This is a genomic window from Halonotius sp. GCM10025705 (genome assembly GCF_042662885.1).
Classification (GTDB): Archaea; Halobacteriota; Halobacteria; order Halobacteriales; family Haloferacaceae; genus Halonotius; species Halonotius aquaticus.
In genome coordinates this window covers 145,805-168,302 of the sequence record NZ_JBHSZD010000002.1, presented here as the reverse complement: position 1 = coordinate 168,302, position 22,498 = coordinate 145,805, and the positions used below count along the sequence as shown (strand labels likewise).

Below are 22,498 nucleotides of genomic sequence, written 5' to 3'. Positions count from 1 at the left end.
CTGAGGCATTCATGTCGGATTTCGATTCGCTTACCGAGAAAGCGACTGCCTTTCGCCGACTCGCCGATATCCATCCAGAGGCGATTGATATCTCCGCTCTGCTGGGCATTTTGGATCGGGCCGATGGCCCTCGATCACGAGACGAAGACGCTCTCAAAGCCCTCCAGCGGGTTGCTGCAGTCCGACCCGAAGACTGCACCCCAGCCATCCCAATCCTTCGAACCCTGCTGACGCTTGATGAGACGCCCGGAAAAGTGGATGTGTTACTCACACTAGCTCGGATTGGGGGGACAGAAGCTGAAGCGATTGCTCCAGTGAGTGACGATATCATGCCATATCTGGAGGCTGAAGCAACGCTCGCTCGAACCGCAGCAGCTCGCTGTCTGGCAGTCGTTGCTGTGGAGAATCCCGACGATGTCGTTGAAGCAGTCTCTCCGTTGGCCGCTATTGTCGAAAGCGAAACCGACGCCGAGTGTCGGAAACAAGCGGTCTACGCGCTCTCCAGAATCACAGGTGAGTACCCTGAGGCGGTACAACCGCATGCAGAATCGCTGAAAACTGTTGTGTTGGACGATGATGTAGCCGATGAAGTTCGACTGAATGCCACGGCTGCACTGGGCCGCATTGTCAGCGAAGATCCAAGCGTCGGGGTTGACATGGTCGACGAGTTGGTTGCGTTGTTCGACGCCGAGCACACAAAACTCCGGAACAACGCAATTGGGCTGATCGTTGATGTTGCGGCGGTGCATACGGATGTCATTGAGCCGTATGTTGATGACATTGCACCGTTACTGGAGACGGATGATGCCTACACCAGGATCAACGCCTCAGGTGCTCTGAGTCGTGTCGCTGAGGATTTCCCGGCGGCCGTCGAGCCACTCACCCCCACCCTAATCGAGTTGCTGAATGATGATGATCAAATCGTCCGGGAGAATGCTTGTTGGGGACTTGGATACCTCAGTGCTGAAGATGCGACTGCTCGGCTTGAGGAGTGTGCCATTGACGACGAGGAACCAGATGTTCGATCAACAGCGTCGTGGGCTCTGACACAAATCCGGCAGTGAGAGTCCGTTATATTCCAACAAATGGGGCTACTCGTTTTTGTATTAGACATCTAATTTTTACAACAAGAATTTTATCACTACATTCGAGAACTTCACGTGGCTGGTAGGAACTTACAGCCACACCGTAGACTCACTTTGCCAGCTTGGTGAGGCAGGCGGTGGTCTCTGCTCCCTCCCGTACTGCCTCTTTCGATATGCTGGTACTATGAAAACGTGCTACTGCTTGTGGTCGATTACATATCGATGACGGGGTGTGTTGTTTCGACTGGTCTGAAGTCTTTGGAGCCGACAAATTCTGGAAAACTTGCAGTTGGGCGGGACTAGTGGTGAAAGGAGCAGACGCTATGGGTCTTTTAATTGGTAAGTAGGACGGCTGTTCTCCGGATTAGAGATCCCGCGGCTGGACTGTTTTCCGGTCGTTTGCCTCAGCGCGTTCGGCGGCTTCTTCAATCAGGTCAGCGACCTCTTCGTTGAATGCGTCGTAGAAGTCGCTTGAGACTGCGTGATCTGCCAGTACTTCCTTCACACCTGATTTGACAATGAGGTCAGTCATTTCGGATTGGAATTCTTCGTGGTTGTATATAAGCGTTTGATATCCTGTGCCAGCAGATTTGGCAGCGTGGAGATTATCGAGAACGTACCGGCCCAGTGTTGGAGGTTCACAATTACTCCGGTAGAACACAGAAGGTTCGCCATGAGAATGTCCGATTTCGATGGTCTCACTCTCTCACCGACTATGATTCAACGACCGGGACGTAGAGATCACCGTTGAACCGAATAGCATCGTCAGGGCCTGTCTCTGGATTCTTGTCTAATGGCGCGTGTCTTGCACCAATTGCGAGGTCGTAGACTGACTGTCGGGTTCCTGTCTCGGGGTTCTCATAGAGGCTTGATCGTGTCTCTGACATGATTCACTGATTAGTGATCGATCTGATTACAGATTCAAATAGTTCGTCTGGCGGTAAGAGTGATAGAGTAGGGGCAGCACACACTGGTATCCAGTGCTGTTCCAAGCTAAATCACTTGATCTGGTTAAGAGACGATTTTATTACCACCGCTAACGTTAGTTTCAGCGCCCATCTGGTGTCTCGGTTCTTCAGTGTTGAACATGGTGAAGACCTACCTGACCTCAACACCAGATGGGGTGTTTCATTTTGCAAACGGTGTGTCCTAATACTCCCAGCAGTTGCTGGCTGACAGCCCGAAGTCCTTAGGACTGAGATGTGAATGCAGAGATATGGTTGAACGAGACGAAGAACGTGAAGAGCGGATACAGATGGAGATCATTGTGGACGCCTATTACCAAGACGAACAGGCTATGGGGTGGCATATCTACTTGGAGGAGACGATGGACTTCCCGTTTGACGCCCGGTGTATTGAACAGCAAGAAGTATCGCCGCTCGAAAAAGGTGAGACGGTTCGCGTCATCGGCAAGCCATCCTCAGAACCATCTCTTAGCCAGCAGTTCGTGACGATTGATTGGATGGATCGAGAGTTCGGCGTCCCGTTGAGCCAACTGGAACCTGTTGAGGCCAGCGACGATACCGAACAGGCCGTCTCCGATTGGCATTACTGGCTTGATCGGTGATACTGCCGGTTCAAGTGAGTACGGCCATATGTTAGCATATTCTACTAATTACTGACTGACGCCTCGCAACCGACACCCTCCGTTTTCGAATTGTACTGATCAGTGGGATACTGGAGGTGGCAACATTAGGGAGTTGCAGGCTATTAAGAGTAGTAGTTCGGAGTGAGAGAGACGAGAAGCCAACTGTGAGCACTGACAACGATGTCAGATGTTTTGAGACTAAGACGATCTATCATTATATCGGTAATATCCGTAGCCACTGACTGTAGAAACTCCACCAGCTAAAACAATAATTCTTGCATTCCGTTGCGCTGATCGCGCAGCTTCGGCGGATTCGACTGCTTTCGCATATTGGGCATTGTTGTATGCTTCTTTGGCGGTAGTGAGGTGATCTTGACTACCCATGTTTTTTGCTAAGGTTTGAACAAATGGTTGAATTGGTGAAAAACCCTCGACTTTTTTGATTAGTTGTGTTGCAATTTGGGCGTTTTCGATGGTGTTTTGAGTTACATTTACCGCCTGTGATATCTTATCATTCGCATTCTCATAATCCTGTTGTGAAAAATTCTGTGAGGCCTGAGTATACAATTTCTCACCTTCGGTTACGTTGATCGCTTCATTGCTTGCAGTTTCAAACGACTCGGTCAACTCTTGTCTTTTATTACGATACCGTTCGATATATTCGATTCGCATTGATAACTCGACTCTCGAATTATTCGCTGTTCTAGTGGCCTCGTTAAATGCACCATTCTGTAGCTGGTCTCTTGCTGTTGTGAGGGTGCTGGTTGCATTTGTGACTGTTATATTTTTTTCCCGTGCTTCACTAATTGATTGATTTAAATTATCTATTTCAGTGGTGGCGTTCTTAAATTCTGATTCTATATTTTTGATTTCTGACTCTGCTTCCAATGCTAACTCATTCGCAGCTTGGACGTTACGATTCTGGAGTTCAGTTTCTGCTTTATTTATTTTAGTTAGCGTTTCTGCCGTGTTGTAACTTGTTTGATTCCCAATAGTATTGGCGGATTGTCTAACCGACCGTATCGTATCTTGGGTTTCTCGAACTATTGAAACCCCATTGCCAATCACTTCACGAGCTTCTTTGGCATGTTCGATCGCAGCCTCATATTCTCTATTTGAGAGGCTTTCAGAAGCTTCTGAGAGTTTTGCTGTGGCCTTTGCAGTATCGATCCCGTATGTCTTTCCCGTATGTAACTGTCGTAGCGAATTCTGAAATTCAGACCGCGCACTCACTGTTTGACTATCATGTATACCTCCAATAGAATTGTAGAAGCCTCCTGTGTAGATCGAATCTTGACCACCGATTACTCCTGAGATTCTTTCATTCAATACCTGATAGTCCCACAGTGTATTGCCGTCATCCGCATTAAATCCATATATGATTCCGTCTCCAGTTCCAACAATAACGGTTTTATCGACCACAATGGGGTCAGTCGTTATACTTTGATCGAGTGATCTCTCCCAATCTGTTCCATACCCTTGATAATCGACTGAAGCGATGACTCCAGACTCGTTTGCGACAATGATTGTATCATTGTAAACAACACCATCAAACTGTATAACCGGTACATCTCTGTTTGCGCCAAGATAGTCACCATCGTCTTGGTCAAATCTGAATATTGCGCCACGACGGGTGCCTTCAGAGGGAATTTCTATTCCGGGAATCACTACCTCATTGTCTGTTAATATGGGAGCTTGAACCTCGTAGCCTGCTATGTCGGGACTACCAAACGAATTGCCACTCATATAAATCTCCCAAATTACTTCACCATTCGAAATGTGCCGTAGCAGGCCATCATCGTCAATAATGTATATACCTGTATTATCTACAGCACCACTGGATACAGCGTGATCCATTGAAACCGACCAAGTGGTTATTTTTTCTCCAGGTGTTATTGAAATTACTCCACCATTCAGTCCGCCAGCATAAGGCACATAGATACTGCCGTTACTATTCTTGATTTGTGCTGCGGCTGATGCTCCTGGTAACTCAACCTCCCACTTTCTGTCACCTGTGCTAATATCCCACCCGGCAACTCGCTTATCGGCGGTTACGATAGTATTTTCAGCGACTGTTGGGGCTGTATCAGGGTTGCAATGTTGTGGACTTTCCTTCCGCCAGATTAATGCTCCATCACTACTTCCACGAACCACTACCGCCTTTTCTGTTGTATAAATAATCGATCGATGTGACCGGATGGGACTAGATAGATTCGTCTGGAGGGAGCTATCTCCACGAGGGTCATCTATAGCACGGTTCCATGAGTCATCTGTTTCGTCTCCTAATTCATATTCAGTCGCTGACCGCGTATTGGCGATATCAAACCCGTCTGACAGCCAAGGATACCTACTCCAGTCTGTTTCAGTGGCTGATCCTGCTTGTGCAACCCCGTATAGAAAACAGTGAGATTGACCCGATTACTCCTGCGAGCAATGAGCGTCTTGTAGGCTTCACGTTCATTAGATCCTGTATTATTAGTTGTCGGTCATTATCATATTATAGTTTGTCCTTTAGTAAGTAATATCAGTGGTGTTGCGATTATAACTGCGATCATGACTACTACAATCAGGAGATTTCTTAACGGAGATACAGTCTTTTCCGTCTCAGATCGATCATACTTTGCTTTTATTCTGGAATTGAACGTAAACGGAATGGTAATAGATATATTTCCGCTTTTATTTGTGTCTCCGACTTTGTTGCCGTCTACATATAGACTAACACTCTCTTTAGGTTTTCCGTTATTGTTTACAATACTTACAGTTGCATCTCTGTAGGGCAAGACAATCGGCCAACATGACACGTTTATATTAAAATCCTCTAAAAAAACGCTTCTTTTTTTTACTATATTTCCCTTCTCAATTCTAATTGTCGGGTTAGTGATTTCGCTGTCTACTTCGCATTCTATCATCCCCGACTCATTAGTTTCACCATAGTGTTCATCATCTATGAAAACATCCGCGCCTTGAACTCTCTTGTCGGCATTCCCGAGGGTGATATTCAGAAATTCGTTTTGATTCCGTTCATCTGTTACTTCGATATTAATTGTTGAGTTAAGATCAATTACTGTATGAAAGTAACAGGTGGTTTCGCTATCTTCCGGATCGGTATTTGAGACACTGTCAGCGTAAACTCCAATTTCTAATTGATCGGCAAATGGAATTTCAAACTCCACCTCTCCAACTTCATCTATTCTTTTTAACTTACTATCATTAATGGCCACCCATTTTCCCTTGACATCCGTTTCCTCCGAGTGAAATTCAAACACTACCTTTTCATCAGGAACCAGGGTTCCTTCAAACGAAAGATAGTTTTCAGTATCTTCTGATTCCAGTTTTGAGGATTGATCGTGTTTCTTTCCGGCGGTTTGCTCCTTCTCATCCTCCTCTATTTCTTCTTGAAAGTCTTCTTGGACACCAGATTCTGGTTCAACTTCCTCATCACTATTTTGATTATCCTTTTGGGTGTCTGGTTTTTCTACGCTACCCTCATCTTCGGAGTCTGCCTCTTCGATACTATCATCCTCTGTGGGCTCCGAGGGCTCTTCTGTTTTTGAGAAGACGCCTACTGCGAGGGTTTTATCATCAGCTTTGTATTTACGATGATGATCATTATCAAGAAACGCACAAAGTTCCTTTTTTGCTTCCTCCGTGTCCTCAATAGCCCTAATAAAGGATATCACTTTATCAAAATATTCGGTCTTCACTCCATCCAGTCCGTCCCAGGCCCAAGGATCAATTCCATCAGAGAACAACGCGATCGAGTCTACGCCGTCTTGATACCGACATCGAAAAGACTCCTCCCAATTTTCTGTCATTAAAGGAACTGTTTTATGTTGTTCCTCAATATCCAATATCGACATTTCTCTGGGTACAAAGGCCTCATACGAGCCAGCTTTACAACTCACGATCCCACCATCGCCGACGACTCCCCCTACAATACCCGTCGTATCCGCAGCTACAACCAATAACGTGGTTTCTAAATCGCTCACAGTTTCATCACGACTCTCAGCTTCCTTCTTTACGGCTTCTCTTGCGGCGATGAATGCATTTTTCAGCTTCTTCTTTTCCTTCCTTCTCTGAGATTGAATCTGTCGTTGACAAAAAGTTCTCGAGGTACTCCGTCGCTCTCTCTGTAGCTACTTCAGACCCGATGTCGGAATGGCTTGCACTTCCGAGACCATCTCCAACAGCGATTGCGAAACTTCCATCGTCCAACTGGGTTTTATTCCATGAATCTTGACACGGCAAATCTTCCTCCTCGTGGCCGGGGCCCTGCACAGAACATCCTACCAGTTTGGGATTTCGTGAAAAGCTATGAGACATTAGCGTCTATGCGCTGTTTGCATCAACCTGCGATGCAACTTCTTCTACTTCCTCTGCCACATCTTCTGCTTCAGAATCCTGTTCGGACGCCTTTTGCGACGTCTCTGATACGATTCGGAAGAACTCATCGAACATCCCTTCCTCCAGTGGGAACGTTTTGCCTTGGCCTTTACCGACGACAGATGTTAATTTATTTAGTTTATCCATATTTGCATCGTCTCCAACACCAACTGCAAAGAAGAGGAAGTGTTTATCATCAGTTCCGACATCAATCAAATTTTGCACCTTATCCCACGTCTGATCTCCGACCTCCATATCTGTCGGCTCTCCATCTGTTAGTAGCCATACAAGGGGTCGATTGTACGGGAGAGCATCGTTTTTGTATTCGTCTTTTCTCTCTTCGAGTAACTGTAAGCCCTCGTCAATTGCTTCCCCCATCGGTGTTCTTCCACTTGGTTTGAGTTCTGTTGGCTCCCAATCCTCAATATTTATCATTTCTTGGTCTACAGTTACCCCACTACCAAACGTTACTACTCCAATATCTACTCGTACTGCTGCATGATTGTTATTCTCGATTTCATCCTTGAAGTATTCTTGGCCATCATTGAGAAAGTCAATTCGGCTCTTGTCCATACCGTCAATATCCCAGTCCATCGACCCCGAAGTATCCAAAATCAAGACTGTAGGAGTACGAGCTACTGTGGGGTCGAGATCCTCATCCTTGGTCAATGAAGGTGTATCTTCACTCATGGTGAGTATTGCATCTCAACTGTTAGGATATTTGTATAAATCGTTTGTGGTGGTAGCGAATATTATGTACACTCCCAAAGATTTAATATAGAACTACAATCCACAGCTCCACTTCCTGATGATGAATTTGATCTAATCTCGTTTAGTATCTCAACAGGATTTACTTTCGTTGTTACTATTTCTTTAAGATCTCACGGTGCCGGCCCGGATCGAGTAGGGTAGTTCACAAGAGTGATCAATCACAGACATTTATGTATGAGTTTGTCGGATAGAGATACATGACTTCGAAAACACGTCGCTCCCTTTTGCGGGCTGTTGGCATAGTTACTATAATCGCGTTTGGCGGCTGCATAACGGAGAATCCACCTCAAAAGGAACCTACGCAAAATTCCTCTAATGAGTCCCGATCTTCCACAAATCAAACTACAACCAATGGATCAAGCTCCACACAATCTGATATCCAACAGAACTCTTCGACAAGTTCTGATCAAACGACATAACCAAAAGACACATTTACTGAGTTCTCAAAAGAACCCGACTGGAAATTCAGACAAACCAAACTATGAGCGATCAATTAATTCAGAAAATCGCGCTATCTCGCATTCTAGATAAAGAGGGTTACGCAAAATCTCACATAGAGTATACCGTTCCCTCTAATATCACAGAAATCGCAGTAAAGGTTCCTGAATGGTCTACCGTTGATGACTTTGATGGGTTCAAGCAGACGGGGGATTCAACGTTCATCTGTCAAAATAATAGCCGCCACCCATCATTGACTCTCACCATTCCAGCGGAGCGTCCGCGGCTTGGAGTCGCCGGGACTAGTATGGCTGATTTGGGTGAGTGGGCGATATTAGAAGCCCCACACCTTATGACAAAATGGCGATCTTGCCAGCAACGGACTACGATGGAGCGACAATTAACAGTTGATGACAAGGGTGTGGCAAGTGAGGATGGCGGACTAGTGTATTTGGGTCCTATACTGAACATACTCGCCGATCAGCTGGACAACGATTCAGACTCATCGAACCCGATGCAGCATCATTAAGCGAGTCACCTGACGATATTCTTGATGCTATATCTTATGCAGCGAGGTGGTTTCGAGTAAGCGGTCGTAACGATGAAGTGGTGTGTATAGCGGCACCAACAGCCCCGGTAAATTGGGGGCCAGGAGGGGTACATGCCGGCGGTAATGCGTACTGGGTTCGGGACGACGCTCGTCTCGATGTCGCAAATAACACCTGGGTTCACGAGTATATTCATACCTGTCAAAAATTCTCAACTGATGCATCCATGCAATGGCTTATTGAGGCGATGGCCGTTTATTATGGTGCTTATTTGACTTTTAACCAAGATATGATCTCACCTGAGGAGTGCCATGCAGCATTGAACACATCTCGATATCAATCTGATCACCTCGGAGAACCCTCTCAATGGAGTTCTCAGAGGGTGCCCTATCGAAAGGGGAGTCGTGTAATTCATTGGTTAGATCATCAATTACGACCAACACAAGTGCGTCTTTAGTTGATGTTCTGGATGCGATAAATGCTGAGTACGATGGGTCAATCACGGATATCCCGACTAACTCTACAAATCCAAGCAGCACCCATGACAGACTCACTCTCGATAGTTTTCTGGACATTATCAATGACATAATCGGATCAGCCAATGATGATACCCTGATTAACACTATCGAAACGAACCTTCATGCTGCTGTCTACGGTACAGAGGTTCCGCCAGAGACCTCGCCGACAACTGGAGATGTCGTCGATACCGATGTAAGTCCAGATCCTGGAACGATTTCGGAGGTAGAAGACCTATTTGATAGACAGACAGATATCACACTTGAATCTGAGACTAAAGATTCTGACGGCGAAGTTTCATCAGTAACTGATGTTCAAGATATGTTCGGTGCCACAACTCAAAGTTCATCCACAGAGCAATCATCTAGTGACGAGGACTCAAATTCAAATGATATTACAGATACCGATGATATGTTTGGATAGCCTATATGAGTCTTATTGAAAAGTACTGACTAACTAAAAAAGATCATCCGGGCCATTGACTTCATTTTTTTCAGCATCGTCAGTTGAATCATTGCTATCGTTTGACATTTTCGAGTGGGCGCTACCACTCTTATTATTGTTATTTCCAGATGCGGTTTCTTCGTCGAACCAATCTGGACCGGTAATTCTAGTTTCATTCTCTCCAGTGGAACCACCATTATTTCGGGGTGGTTCTGATTCTGTCTCTCCTAGAATATCGCCAAAGGTATCTATCCACTCACTCGGTGTTGGTCGAGATGTTTTGTATATATTTTTTCCACCTGAGAAACAATCACTGAAAAGATCTCTAACATCTGAAGGCAACTTGGAATAATCGGGCGTAAGATGGTGTGGTTCCATCTTCCCAGGTTGCGGATTTCCATAGACAAATTCATTTTCAACGATCATGTCTCTGATCCCCCTGACAACGGCTTCACTACCTTTCGCTTGGAAGGGGTGGAAACCGTTCATTAACAACTGGAAGATATGAACCCCTAAACCGAATCTATCGCTGAGTTGTACTTCTTCTAATGTAGAACCTCGCCCTTCTGGTGGCGCGTATCTCTGAAACTGTAGGCTTTCACGATATGTTTTGGTACTTCCCTGAATTTGGAATCCATCGCAATCAATTAGCGAGATGTATCCACTATTATTCACAAATATATTCTGATGATTCATATCTCCAAGCGCATGACCCTGACTGTGAATATTTTTCACTGCAACTGCTAAATTATATCCAATTGCATATATTTTTTCAGGGGGTTTACTAGTCCAATCTAGCTCCTGTCTTGCATACTGTCTTATGTTACTATTCTGCTCTAGATCTTTGTACGGCATGAGGTATCCGACGAACTGGTTAGTTGATCTATCATACAACATGTCCTCTGGCCAAACTAGTGATAGTATACCCTCCTTATTTTTAGTTGGATCTGTCGGTTTGTTCTTAATCATTGCCTCTATTTTCCCTTTTTTATCATTTTTTTCGCCATCTTCGAATATTTTAGCCACTAAATCCGCATCCTGTTCTAATTCGTATACTGCTCCTTCAGCTCCCGATCCTACTAATTCTCCAAGTGTGACTTGCCCATTCTGACTATCAAACCTCTCAGATTGAAGATCTTGAACTCCCATGGCTCGGTAGAATCATATCAACGAATATAATATTTTTGACTGTGGGGTATTTTTCGACTGGATTGGAAAAAACCACTAATCAGTCTATTTTGTACTAAAATGAGCGTTACTTTATTCATGTAGGAATAATTGAGGCTGCCGTCAATTATACTGGACGGTGAACCGCAGAAACAATGACTGCACCGGCTGTTTCGACCGTATGTTCAACGACCTTTGTTTGAATCGTTTCATCCCAATTCCAAGAATCTCGAGTAGATTTCGCCGTTTCAATACCTCGTGTGATTCTTTTTTCTACATTTTTCCTATTTTCTCCACTTCCCTCGAAGAAAATACCTCCCTCTTCTGCCTCTGCCCATCCTAATCCTGCAACTATCGTCTCACCTTGTGCTAAGGATCCATTCTCAGCCAGAATTACAGCCACTAATTCTCCTACATCCCACTCTTGCTGATGAGTTCCCACTATTTGCAGATCTGCATCTTTGGGGATTACCGAAGATAAAGTTACTAAATTGTAATTATGGATGCCACCAGAATGCAAAGCTTGATCGAATGCACTTAATTCGGTTTGTCCTTCACCAGTTCCCCATACGATTTCGATTTCAGACATATTGGTACTCATTAAGCTAGTGGTAAGTCAGTTGGGGTATGAAATTTCGGGAAAGGCTGGAGTACGGGACGGATTCATACGGCGGTGTCAAGGTTAGAGTGTCGCGTTGTGGCAGGCGGCAAATGCTTTGAGCTATGATCTGGTTGAGTCCGTGGTGCTGTGGAGGGGAAATCGGTGCCAAAATCGCCTGGTTCGGTACTTGAGTAGACCGAACCAGGCTTCGATCAGTGATCGATTTCCCCATGTTTCTCGTTGGGAGTCACAGTCTAGCAACTTCAGTGGTCAGTCATACCAGGGGCCGCGGTCAGCCCGCAGCAGCGGGCGACCGCGGCACAGTAGTAACACTTCTTGAATAAAAAGGAGTGCATCGAGGCTGGAACGGCCGGGCGCAACATCAAAATATGGTACTTCCAGTGTCTCGCAGTCGATTGCTGCCCAGACGAAAACCTTGGTGCCGTCGACTTCGACTTTTGTCTCGTCGGCGGCCATCTCAGGTTAATTTTGGCAGTCTGGCTCGAAGAGATGCTCTAACCGGTGGAACCATTGCCGAACAGTTTCATGTGATCGCTTGACGAACGGTTCGATTCGTCGGTAGGACAAGCCGGCATGATAGAGAAATACTCCGAGGGCACGCCGCTCGGTCGGCGTGTCCTCTCGGCAGAATATTTCCTGCTCGCGTGCTTTCTCAGTCATGTGGTCGAGCATTGCTAATTCAACAATCTCCTATAGCTCGGCCGCTTCCTTCACGCTAAGGTTGACAACCTCGGATTCGTACTTATCCAAGGTTTTAATACCAACTGGTGTAGTCATTCTGATGAAAATGTCTACGAGACAGAGGGATACTTCAAGAATAATTAATGATTGGATACGTCAAGTTATTATCTATAATAAAGACGATCTTAAAGATTTATTCATTTCGTTCTTCGTCATTACATCCTGTTCTATCGTACTCACTTACGCTTGGGCTATCGGGTGGGAAGGCGGAATAACCTGGAATGTTATGTATATACTATCTAATATGATTCCTGGGCCGCCGGCCCTATTTTCATTGCGCCGCTTGGATTCCTGTTTGGGCTCGCCTCTATTTTCTGGTTTGATTCGTTTAAACGCCTACAGGGTTTGCTTCTGCTTATTCCTGGGTTTCTTGGGGTTGTCAGTGTCATCTTCTTCTTTGATCGGCTCAATATCGCTATCTCCTTTCTAACAATAATAACTGGAATTGGGTCTGTTATTGTTGGCCTTCTCTATGGGGGGATCTTAGATACAGTATTGAGTGATAAAAGAATGGATGTGGGTTTCATGCGGTTAATTATTGTTGTTAGTTTGATTGGAATTCTTGGGATATTTGAAGCGACATTCGATTATACCTCTCCTCTCTTGTTGAATTTTAATGATCCGATACAGATAGGAAGTTTAGCCGTACCGATGGAATTCGCTATTGGAAGAACAATCGATACGATATCTTTTGCAGGCGAACCTATCTGGTCTATCGCCTCGTTTGTGTTCTACGCACTGTTTCTTTCTGCAATGGTGACAAACTTGAAAGATTTTACTGAATACGAAATGGATAAAAAAATCTTGATTCTTGGGCCAGACCGATCTGGCAAAACATGGCTCATGTCTGGGGCAGGGTACTGCCTCAGAGAAAAAGCAATGGGTTCAGATTATGGCAAACCAGAATTGAACTCTTCCCTACGGAGTTATCATAATATATTCGTTAATGAGGAATTTGACCATAATAAATTAGAAGCTAATGATCCTAGTGAGTTCGAATTTTTCAGATTTCAATACGAACACGGCGTCTTGCCCAAACGGATAATCAATGTGACTACTGTGGATTATGCTGGTGAACATCTGGAAGGTGTTACTATCGATGATCCTTGGGATGAATTCGATCGGGTTTGGGGTGGAAAATCATATACGGACTCCCAAGGGAACGATCACGAAATTAAGCCCGGTGAGTTACCGGACTTTGATCTACTTGAGGAATTGAATAACGCTAATGAAATTGATGCGAATGAAATCCCTGCACTCCTCTCAATTATGATTAGTGAATACGATACAGTAGGCCTAACCCTCCCTGCAGACACATTTGCGACTGAATTTAATGATAATGAGCTTCCTGATCATCTAAATGAAACTGATATACAAAACCGCAATGCTGCAAGGAAAAGTGATCCAATTAAATCAAGTCGCTTGGAGGATGGGTATTTCAGTATTTATGAAAACTTGCTGGCCAAATATGATAAGAAAGATGTATTCTTTATTGTCACCATGGCAGATATCTTCCTAGAGACATATAGGCAAGAAAATAATGAGCACGTAGATCCGAAGGGGAATCCCAATTGGAGAGCCTTTCGTGAACATGTTTTAGATAATATTTATGACGAGCATAGTAGATCCGAGGTAAGCTTCCTCATAGAAGATCAAGCGACTAACCTCGAAAATTATTATCCGATTTACTTTGAACCGGGGGAAAAACCATATTACACCAAGCAGGGTAAATTCAAGCCGGAGCTAAATCCTCAGGATCCACATGACGAGTTCTTCCCGGTGCGCGGGTTGAATTTGCTACTGAAAAGGATGGGGAGATAAAAAAATGTTCTACATAGTCAACAACGGCGGAGACATAGTTTATCCCTCAGATTCGTCAGCAGTCCAAGAGCGAGATGATTATACAACCACCATACCAAATCTGAATCCTAAAGGATTCTACTTCCATTACCGACCATCTGACGAACACATTGTTTGTTTCACTAAAGCTACAGCAACTGAGAGAGGTATTAGCAACCAGTATTACGCGGTTTATTACGGAGATTCCAATAGTTCGGATATCGCTTCTGATTTCCTCAATCGAACTGAATCGGCACTCAGTAAAATCGACTTACAATCTTCTTCATCAGATGAATCTGCACAAGCAATATATGGAAATTTGTTGGATGTCTCATCTTCTGAACTTGCTATTGAGGATGATGTTTTAACAACTCTTCTAAATGATCCTGATTACCAGGATCATCCTATCCAGTTAGGAACGCCTGATTTTGCCTCTGCTGTGGGTGTCTGGAAAAATCTCATGAATAGACCCGAAGATCTGAGTGTGACCATATGTGGTTCCGGTATTGTTGATGGACTTCCAGAGAGTGATATTTTGATTATCCCTCAAGATACTGAAGAAGTAGGGGCCCCGACACGAGACACCAAGCGCGATATTGATTCCCGAAACTTCCACGAACAAGTGGATTCTACTCGGGAAAAACTCACCAATTTGATTGCTAGTCGGTCTGATTCGAGAACAATATCTGCTGACCGCTTTGTTGAAATTGCAAATTCTCAGTTCCCTTCGAATAGGGGTAACTCTATTGCGGAACTGGGTGTCAATCTCTTATCTTCAACTGATAGAGAATCGAGACGACAAAAGTATATAGCTATTTCTGCGATTATTAGTCTATTATCAGTAATAACGATTGCCTGGTTCTTAGGAGTTATATCTGAATACCAGTCTGCGTTAACCACTCAAGTATTCATACGATTTGATCGTATTCCTCTATTAGGGAGTAGTCTTCCAGCAATTCCACTTAGCAGCTACATACTATTCGTTCCTAACTTGGTCGTAGTAGCAATATCTGGGTACATACTACTCAAGCGATCTAATCTCAAGTCAATGATAACAGGAGCCCTACTGTCTGGCCAACAAGACAACGTTGGTGCACAAGCTCAACCAGAGGGTGCCGTTCCACCTTCTACTCAACCGATAGAACCAGAAAGCACTGCGAAAGAAATTCTTCAAGATATTCGAACACTTAATGATCATCCTGGCTTTTCAGCCCACGACTCGTCTGGTTTGGTTGCTCTATTACAAAATGATCTCTTCACGGAGATAGATTCTATTGAAGTATTTGACGACCGTGGTTACAAAATAGACAAATTGAAACAACTAGTATCCTCTACAGTAGCTACCGCGGTTGGGGTAGGATTTGTTTCAGCTCTTGGGATTGTTTTCAGCTCAGTGGTTATTAGCTTCTGGACAGAATTCTTGAGTATACTCTTAGTGTTATCTGTCCTTGGTCTTCTCTCTGTGTCACTACTGAAAGTGCTTGAAACAGTTGCCGAAAGACAAAGCACGCAGACAACAAAGCAACCGGGCTCTACAGATAATACGTCCACGGGGGCCATTATTCCGATAGCTCAAGGTTTGATCTTCTTCGTGGGAGTGATTCTACTTACAAATATTGGATCCCAGCTACTCGTCACAGAAGGCAGCCCTTCGGATTATATTTGGAGGCCCACTATGGTCTATTGGCAAACTATCTGGCTTTCCTTCAGTTGGTATTTATCTCGTTTATGTACTTTGTGTGTATGCAGGCACAGTGGTAGCAGGACTACTTTTCGCTACTCTTGGGCATTCACCGAATAAACCAGATTTCATCACCAATGTCTCTCTTTTAGCAGGGACAGTCACTGGAATTATAACTGGGTTCACCGAAATTTCTCTTGGTGTAGGACTCCCACTTTTGAGTGGCTCTCTCGACACTACTCCTTACCTCTGGATGGTATTAGGGTTGCTGTTGGGTCTCGGTATTGGCGCGATACTTACTGCTATGTCTGCTAGGTTCTTTGATAATCGTTCTGTCGGTGTCTTCCCGCACCTGTTGCTAGTACTGGGTGGAGTGTGGCTTCTGATTGAATATCTGCCAATTTTCTCATCAGTTGTTTCTCCTTTGGAAGGTAGTGTTTATTCGATTGTATCGATTGGAATGGTAGCACTGTTGGGAGTTTCGATAAGACGCAAATTTGATGCCCAAGGTAAACAAAGCGTGTTCATCTTTGGTCCTGATGAAATTGACTTGGCGAAATACGTAGCCCTATTAAGTTATAATTCAATTGGTGATTCAAATGAGTCCGCAGAGTTTATTTCCAATAACGATGCGTGTGCTAATAAGACACAAGAATTAATAAAAAATAGAGAGAAAGTTCAGCAGGATGAGATACAACCAATAAAATTCTTGTGCAAAGATACTTCGTCTAATCAATTCACGATTTGGAGTGTGGATACCTCGAGAAATATATTTAATCAAGTTATAACCAATCTTGAAAATACAGATCATTATTCCTCTAAAGAATTTCTAAAGAAAGATAGAAAGAATTCTATTAAAAATGGAGAACCAGGACAAAGGATATTCGGACAAATTGCTAAAGATGCTGAAGACTCTGATATGATAATTGTTGTATTTTCACCGAAAATTGATGTTAATGAGTATATGAACTTACTAAATAATATCGGAAATGAGAAACTAGTAATCGGGATCATCGGAGATATAGAAGATGAGTGTAATAAATGGGTAAGTGAAAACGGAATCGAAAGTTTAGATTCGATTGATGTTGACAAAAATTGGAATTATTTCCAATCAGAAATTATGGATAAGGTATTCGAAAAGGAAGACTGGAACCAATTAATTGGCATGATTGATAACAACACCTTAGAGGATATTCCCCCAGTTGATAGGGTAGAAATTCAACCTAAAAACCTTCCATCTAATCAACATGAGCCTATAAATAAAGTAATTGGGAGCTCTACCTTGCTTGATAAAATTGTAGATCAAAAATAGATTTCAACACCGTTCTGAGATTTCTTTCTGAGGTTGTCGTCGAAGGAATGCTCGTTCCCGATTAACAAATTCGCTCATGTAAAGAACGTTGTTGGTGAGTTTGAGCACGGTGCGGACGATCTCTTTGATAACATCTCGACCAGATTTTCGCAAGATTCGGCGGCGTAGTTGGAACGCTCTGGGATACGGCGTGAGCTTGTCTTTAGAGACGCCTCGGTGCGGCGAGAGCCACTGTCGCACCAGCGACACGTGGCTCTCGCAGGTATTCACATGGGCGTCTCCATCGACATATTCGCCCTCACCGTGAATGACTGGTTCCGTTGATAGGTCTCGTCGCCTTGAAGTGGATCATACGCTCGAAATCCATCAGTGTAGACGGTGAGCGACTCATCCTCGCAGGTATCGAGGAGGAGTCGCACGGTCGATTCATCAGCGGATTTCGCTGGAATAGCGTATCGTTGACCGGTGCCGCGATCAGTGGAACACCGGTGGCTTGTCCTCGGCGTAATTTCCACGGCCACGTTTCGGGTGCCCACGCGAGTGCGACTAGCCGTCGCGCTCGCGGCCTTTGAGCCCAGCAGAAGGGTAGAGTTCGTCGATTTCGACAGGCCCTGGCAGGTTAAGCACTGGCGCGTCGAGCGTTCTGCGAACTGCTCGAGGGGCTGTCGAAGTGATTGGTATGAAACGTCTGTTTCAGCGTCTAACTGGTGGATACTCGTATTAAACCTGAGCAATGAGTAGAAGGCAAACAGGAGCGTCCCGAGGCCGACCTTCGCGTGGGGGAAGATCGTGCCGGTTTTGTTGGTGAATGTGCGTCCACAATCCTTACAGCGGTATCGCTGGAACAATCGATAACTGCCGTAGTTGATCACTGATTCACTGCGGCAGTGCGGGCAGTAGGGGCCATCATGCCGGCGAACCTGCTGTAGTGAGTAGGAGAAGTTATGGAGGGCTCTTACCGAACTGAGTGAAACAGCACCCTGAGAATTACAGCATCCCGCCGTACGCTAGTTGCTATGTGCAATCAAACAGCCTTCGACGGGATGCTGCAGGGGTACGTGTTTACCCCGATGACGCAACAGCGGGTACGGCCTGAGCTCGGGAGATCATCTCGTTGTTTCGAGCGATTCGCTTGAACTCTTCGTAGGGATTGCGTCCCTGCTGGCGGCAGGTCGCCAGCAGGGACAGCAGCGTCTCATGCACGAACATGCCACGGTCGTTCCGGAGTGTTCCGATGAGTTTCCGGAGAACCACCGGCTCACGAAGCGCATTTTCAGCGGCGTTGTTCGTCGGGGAGACCGCTGGCTCACCGACGAAGGTGAGCCAGTGGTCGAGGCCGCCTTCTATCTTTCCGAGTAGTGTTGCCACTGGTCCGTCGGGTACTGACAGCTCTATCAGCGATTTAAGCTCCCCCGCGCCACACGATGGAGTTCTGCTCGCTCACGGACTGTCAAGTCGCTCTCCAGGCGAGTCTGGAGAGCGACGTATAGCTGTTTGAGGGAACGGTGGATCGGTTCGCCTTCTGTCTGTTTCTCGGCGGCGTCTTCAGCCTCCCGGAGAATGTGCGCCCAACACCGCTGGAGGTTGCTGCTGAAGGCCGGATACGCCGTCCAGCCATCACAGACGACCGTTCCCGAGAAGTCCTCGCCGAGGACTTCTTTGGGAACATCGCTTCCTCGACTCTCCCTGATCGCGTACAGCGTGTGGTTTTCGGTGGTGAACGTCCAGATCCACGCTTGTTCGCCGTCGCGTTTGATTCCGGTCTCGTCAACGTGGACAACGTCGGCTTGCTGTATCTGGTGACGGATCTGCTCGTACTCACAGCGACCGGCGCGCGCAGCGCGCTCGGTCGCGTGCCACGCGGCCGCGCCCGACAACTCCAGTCCATGGAGTTGCTCGAACCGGTCACCGATCTTCCGGTAGGGAAGACGATGATCGTACCGAGAGAGTGCTGCCTGTGCGATGACATTCACCCCGAACTGCCCCTCATCGGGGCAGTCGGGGTGTGAAGCAACGGTCTCAGTTCCACAGGAGTGGCACTCGTAGTGGTGCCGGTTGTACTGTGTGACTTCTGGCGGCTGTGGATCGGGAAGTTCCTCAACGAATCGGGGGCTGACGCCCGCCGACTCGTCAAATGTTCCACCACACTCTGGACAGCAGTCACAGGTGACCTCGATTTCTCGATCTGGATCAGGAGCGTCGCGCCATTCCGGTTTATGACCGGATTTTCGGCCAGGTGTACCGCCGTCGGTACGTGGTTGTTCGTCGTCCTCGTCACCGCCGGACGAGGACGACTCCTCTTCATCGGCTTGTTCCTTGCTCGGCGGTGTATGCGGCCCTTCGTACCATCGGATCTTGGCTCTGAGCCGCTTGTTCTCTTTACGGAGTTGCTGATTCTCTTGCTCAAGCTCTTCTTTCTCTTGCTCAAGTTCGTCAACGCGATTTTCGAGAGCAGTGATTCGCTTAAGCAGTTGCTCCACTTTCTCGTCAGTGACCATCACAACTCTCCTCGGCCAGTGCAGACGATACGGGACGGTCTCCCTGCCGGAGACCGTCCTCGAAAAACGCTCTGTCGTCTGCATTGCTCTACTGTGAAGTCAGGAGCAACTTACGAGAGCGTGGCGAAATCGTTCTGGGGGTAAACACGTACTGATTGCAGAACCTTGTGAATCCGACTATGAAGGGTTATCTTTCGATTGACCTCGTTAGCGTTAGAACAAATAGGGCAATAAAGAATGCACCTATGAATCCTTCGAACGCAGTTAGAAGGCTCACCACAGTTCCACCTGTGGGTTCTATCCCCACTACCAGTTGAATGAATCCCTGAAAACTGTAGGTGATATAATCGATTTGACTAGTTCCAGTGGGCAACCCTTCAACTATTCGGTATGCGACAGCGAAGATTAGCACAATAATTAACGATGTGATGAAAAGGTTGCTTGGTTTTTCGCCATACCCCGCTGTAATCCATAGCGTCATGTTTGCAACCCAGTCACGTGCAAGTCTGGTTCTCTTTTTTATGTTTGATAAATGATCATCTGCTAATTCACCTTCCCAAAATTGTTTAGCGTACACATGTCTTCTATAATGCAACTCCTTCTGGAAGAATTTCGAAACAGCATTAGGATCGCCATTTTCCTTTGCTCCAAGTTTTGCTTCCATATATGTCGTTTCTAATTCATTTGGTGTATAGTCACTATCAGAATATCCTCTCTTGATCAATCGATAATACTTCTTGATTTGGCTGGTTGTCTTGTCGGAATCTGCGTAGGAAGTATGTATTTTGCCATTTGAGTTCTCTAATCCTTCTTTTATTCTCGGTTGATTGAAATTGAACCCGTCAAATTCTGTTTTTTTGAAAATAAAGTGGTGGAATATAGATTTTTTTGCTTGTCATTATCGAATTCATCGGAATCCATCTTAATATCACCAATGACTGCTTCTTCTAAATTATATACCGTATCAAAGAACTTTATCTCAAATTTACCTTTTGGCAGCTTAACATGTTTGAACTCGATTTGCTCGCCAGTGGTATTGATGCCTGCGAATTTTGAATCTCGGATATTAAATTCTGCCTCAGCGAATGATAAATTCCCAGACACTTCAACATCTTCGAAAACTGCTCTTTCTCCAGAGAAGGTTGCGAGGTCAAATCTTGCATCGTCGCCAATGTAAACGTTTGAAAAGTCTATCTGTCCTCCACTACAGGTTATCTCACGGAAATCAGCCAGTATTACCTCTAACATTGTTAGTTGATATATCTGCTCCAGAAAAGTCTATTTGACTTCCAGCGAATAGTGACTGCCGGAAGTTGAGATTGTCTTTAACGGTGATACCGCTAAAAGTTATTTCACCGCCTGAGGTATCACATCTCACTTTTTTCAGGTTTAGGGATCCATCAATGGTGGATTCATCAAACTCAATTTCCTCGGCTTGAAAGGAACTTTTACTTAGATTACTATCTCCGCCAATAGTGATGTTTTTGAAAAATACTCCTCCATTATTGACCGTGATTTTCTCACAATCGAAATCCCCGTCTACAGTGCTATTACTGTAATGAAGATCTCCGTTGACCAGTGATATTTTTTGTGAGTTGAGGTCTCCTTCTATAGTTATATTGCTACATTCTAGTGGTCATTCGACACTGTCGCTTCAAATAATTTTAGATCCCTAGTAAATCAAGATCATTTAACAACAAGCCAGATTCAAATTCAGATTTGGAGAAATCAACATACCACTCTATTTCGTGCTCACTATCTTCTTTACTTAAATCATCCGTGCTCACCTCAAGTAAATCGTATGGGCTTGGGTCAGTTGTATTATCATCTAGAGTAGATTGGAAGTCGCAATCAGAAAAATTAGCTCGAGATGAGAATCTACAATGCTTGAACTCCGCATAGATTTCTGTTAATTTGTCGGGATCTTCAAAAGAGAATGTGATGTTGTTGTGATGAAGTTCATCGTGAAAAACCGAATTGTTGTATTGAACTCGTGTGTCTATATCATCTTTCGAATCTAAATCGATTTCCACATTCATGCCCGATAAATTCACACGTTTTCTAAAGGAGCATTCTTTAAAATTGAGTTCCTTGGTATTAATTTTTGTGTTACTCATATCTAACCTATCTTCAAATGTTGCTCTATCAAATAATACAGATTGGCAATTAAGTTCGGCTTTTTTAAAAGAAACAGATTTCTTAAATTGAGTTGATTCGCAGTTTATTTCATTGATTTCACTACCATTAAAAACGAACCTTTCGTCGATGACTGAGTGACTAAGATCTAAGTTATCGATTTTTGCAAAATGAAACTGAACTGGTTTATTTGATTCAGAACTCAGCCCTCGATACTTTATAGAAATATCTTCAAGAAACGCCCCAGCGAAGCACTTCTTTTTATCTTCATCTTCCCCAGTTGATTTTTTAATTTTATTCACTAATTCGTTTAAAACATCTTCTTTTGTAATGCCTAAATTCTGACGAGATTCCGGTGATAAATGAAATATACAGTAGTCTTTTCCATCAACCGTTTCGTGTGGGCAGGTAATAGGCAACCCTACTTGCTCTCGATATTCCTCTGCAGACCACAATTTTTGTTCCTTATTTAGATTAAGACATTCTTGGTCTATATCCTCTCTTTCTAGCAAATTGTTGATTGACTCATCACGTATTCTTAAATGATCGTCATGTGCTTGGTCGAGTTTTTCTCCCCAATCAGATACCGTTTCAGAGCCTGAATCCCACAGATCGAAGTGTTTACATTCTGTCATTCTTGTTCAATTACTTCATACGTGATGTTGTTCAAGCCTCCACCAAGTTGATATGAGAGTTCTACCGTGATCTCATCTCCCTCATCGAGGTCAT

At 44.8% G+C, this 22,498-nt stretch carries 18 protein-coding genes and 2 pseudogenes; 6 read left to right on the top strand and 14 right to left on the bottom strand.

All coding sequences use genetic code 11. The features are described 5' to 3' along the window. The first annotated feature begins 11 nt into the window (after positions 1–11). The gene (locus ACFQJB_RS13875) at positions 12–1,064 is read left to right on the top strand and encodes a HEAT repeat domain-containing protein (RefSeq protein WP_379728329.1); all 1,053 of its coding nucleotides are present in this window, start codon (positions 12–14) and stop codon (positions 1,062–1,064) included. 385 nt (positions 1,065–1,449) lie between these two features. Here the strand turns inward: ACFQJB_RS13875 and ACFQJB_RS13870 are convergent, their stop codons facing one another. Both ACFQJB_RS13870 and ACFQJB_RS13865 read right to left on the bottom strand, forming a co-directional pair. Further along, positions 1,450–1,617, bottom strand: coding sequence for a DUF1931 domain-containing protein (locus ACFQJB_RS13870; protein WP_379728327.1), 168 nt, complete (start codon positions 1,615–1,617; stop codon positions 1,450–1,452). Between the two features lie 181 nt (positions 1,618–1,798). After that, entirely contained in the window at positions 1,799–1,972 is a 174-nt protein-coding gene (locus tag ACFQJB_RS13865) for a hypothetical protein (RefSeq protein WP_379728325.1), read from the bottom strand. Between the two features lie 329 nt (positions 1,973–2,301). On the opposite strand from ACFQJB_RS13865, the gene ACFQJB_RS13860 reads away from it, so the two are divergent. After that, positions 2,302–2,652, top strand: a complete 351-nt coding sequence (locus ACFQJB_RS13860) for a calcium-binding protein (protein WP_379728323.1) — start codon at positions 2,302–2,304, stop codon at positions 2,650–2,652. A gap of 219 nt (positions 2,653–2,871) precedes the next feature. Here the strand turns inward: ACFQJB_RS13860 and ACFQJB_RS13855 are convergent, their stop codons facing one another. The 4 genes from ACFQJB_RS13855 to ACFQJB_RS13840 all read right to left on the bottom strand — a co-directional run bounded on the left by ACFQJB_RS13855 (position 2,872) and on the right by ACFQJB_RS13840 (position 7,746). Continuing rightward, the gene (locus ACFQJB_RS13855; RefSeq protein WP_379728475.1) at positions 2,872–4,923 is read right to left on the bottom strand and encodes a PQQ-binding-like beta-propeller repeat protein; all 2,052 of its coding nucleotides are present in this window, start codon (positions 4,921–4,923) and stop codon (positions 2,872–2,874) included. A 242-nt stretch (positions 4,924–5,165) separates the two neighbouring features. Next, positions 5,166–6,713 (bottom strand): protein phosphatase 2C domain-containing protein, encoded by a 1,548-nt coding sequence (locus ACFQJB_RS13850; protein ID WP_379728473.1) that lies wholly within the window; start codon positions 6,711–6,713, stop codon positions 5,166–5,168. Beyond that, positions 6,679–6,951, bottom strand: coding sequence for a protein phosphatase 2C domain-containing protein (locus tag ACFQJB_RS13845; RefSeq protein WP_379728321.1), 273 nt, complete (start codon positions 6,949–6,951; stop codon positions 6,679–6,681). The genes ACFQJB_RS13850 and ACFQJB_RS13845 overlap by 35 nt, the downstream gene beginning before the upstream one ends. Before the next feature lie 51 nt (positions 6,952–7,002). Continuing rightward, positions 7,003–7,746, bottom strand: coding sequence for a vWA domain-containing protein (locus ACFQJB_RS13840; protein WP_379728319.1), 744 nt, complete (start codon positions 7,744–7,746; stop codon positions 7,003–7,005). A 1,433-nt stretch (positions 7,747–9,179) separates the two neighbouring features. Here ACFQJB_RS13840 and ACFQJB_RS13835 point away from each other — a divergent pair. Continuing rightward, complete coding sequence (locus ACFQJB_RS13835) at positions 9,180–9,752, top strand: hypothetical protein (protein ID WP_379728317.1); 573 nt, start codon at positions 9,180–9,182, stop codon at positions 9,750–9,752. A 33-nt stretch (positions 9,753–9,785) separates the two neighbouring features. Here the strand turns inward: ACFQJB_RS13835 and ACFQJB_RS13830 are convergent, their stop codons facing one another. The 3 genes from ACFQJB_RS13830 to ACFQJB_RS13820 form a co-directional block, all read right to left on the bottom strand. Continuing rightward, positions 9,786–10,922: a protein kinase domain-containing protein gene (locus ACFQJB_RS13830; RefSeq protein WP_379728315.1), complete on the bottom strand. Its 1,137-nt coding sequence runs from the start codon at positions 10,920–10,922 to the stop codon at positions 9,786–9,788. 145 nt (positions 10,923–11,067) lie between these two features. Then, positions 11,068–11,529 (bottom strand): pyruvoyl-dependent arginine decarboxylase, encoded by a 462-nt coding sequence (locus ACFQJB_RS13825; protein ID WP_379728313.1) that lies wholly within the window; start codon positions 11,527–11,529, stop codon positions 11,068–11,070. Between the two features lie 282 nt (positions 11,530–11,811). Beyond that, the gene (locus ACFQJB_RS13820) at positions 11,812–12,018 is read right to left on the bottom strand and encodes a hypothetical protein (RefSeq protein ID WP_379728311.1); all 207 of its coding nucleotides are present in this window, start codon (positions 12,016–12,018) and stop codon (positions 11,812–11,814) included. Positions 12,019–12,648: 630 nt separating this feature from the next. Here ACFQJB_RS13820 and ACFQJB_RS13815 point away from each other — a divergent pair. Genes ACFQJB_RS13815 through ACFQJB_RS13805 form a run of 3 tightly spaced genes read left to right on the top strand, consistent with a single transcriptional unit; the run spans position 12,649 to position 17,135 of the window. Beyond that, complete coding sequence (locus tag ACFQJB_RS13815) at positions 12,649–14,124, top strand: hypothetical protein (protein WP_379728309.1); 1,476 nt, start codon at positions 12,649–12,651, stop codon at positions 14,122–14,124. A 4-nt stretch (positions 14,125–14,128) separates the two neighbouring features. Then, positions 14,129–15,943, top strand: a complete 1,815-nt coding sequence (locus ACFQJB_RS13810; RefSeq protein WP_379728307.1) for a hypothetical protein — start codon at positions 14,129–14,131, stop codon at positions 15,941–15,943. Further along, positions 15,897–17,135, top strand: coding sequence for a hypothetical protein (locus ACFQJB_RS13805; protein WP_379728305.1), 1,239 nt, complete (start codon positions 15,897–15,899; stop codon positions 17,133–17,135). Before ACFQJB_RS13810 ends, ACFQJB_RS13805 begins: the two co-directional genes overlap by 47 nt. Positions 17,136–17,237: 102 nt before the next feature. On the opposite strand, the pseudogene ACFQJB_RS13800 reads toward ACFQJB_RS13805, so the two are convergent. The 5 genes and pseudogenes from ACFQJB_RS13800 to ACFQJB_RS13780 all read right to left on the bottom strand — a co-directional run. Further along, positions 17,238–18,064, bottom strand: a pseudogene (locus ACFQJB_RS13800) (IS1595 family transposase); the annotation flags it as partial. A gap of 133 nt (positions 18,065–18,197) precedes the next feature. Continuing rightward, positions 18,198–19,633, bottom strand: a pseudogene (tnpC, locus tag ACFQJB_RS13795) (IS66 family transposase). A gap of 187 nt (positions 19,634–19,820) precedes the next feature. Further along, positions 19,821–20,297: a hypothetical protein gene (locus ACFQJB_RS13790; RefSeq protein ID WP_379728303.1), complete on the bottom strand. Its 477-nt coding sequence runs from the start codon at positions 20,295–20,297 to the stop codon at positions 19,821–19,823. A gap of 149 nt (positions 20,298–20,446) precedes the next feature. Further along, on the bottom strand, positions 20,447–20,881 hold the full coding sequence (locus ACFQJB_RS13785) for a hypothetical protein (RefSeq protein WP_379728301.1): 435 nt from the start codon (positions 20,879–20,881) through the stop codon (positions 20,447–20,449). A gap of 416 nt (positions 20,882–21,297) precedes the next feature. Further along, positions 21,298–22,404, bottom strand: a complete 1,107-nt coding sequence (locus tag ACFQJB_RS13780) for a hypothetical protein (RefSeq protein WP_379728299.1) — start codon at positions 22,402–22,404, stop codon at positions 21,298–21,300. Between the last annotated feature and the right edge of the window lie 94 nt (positions 22,405–22,498).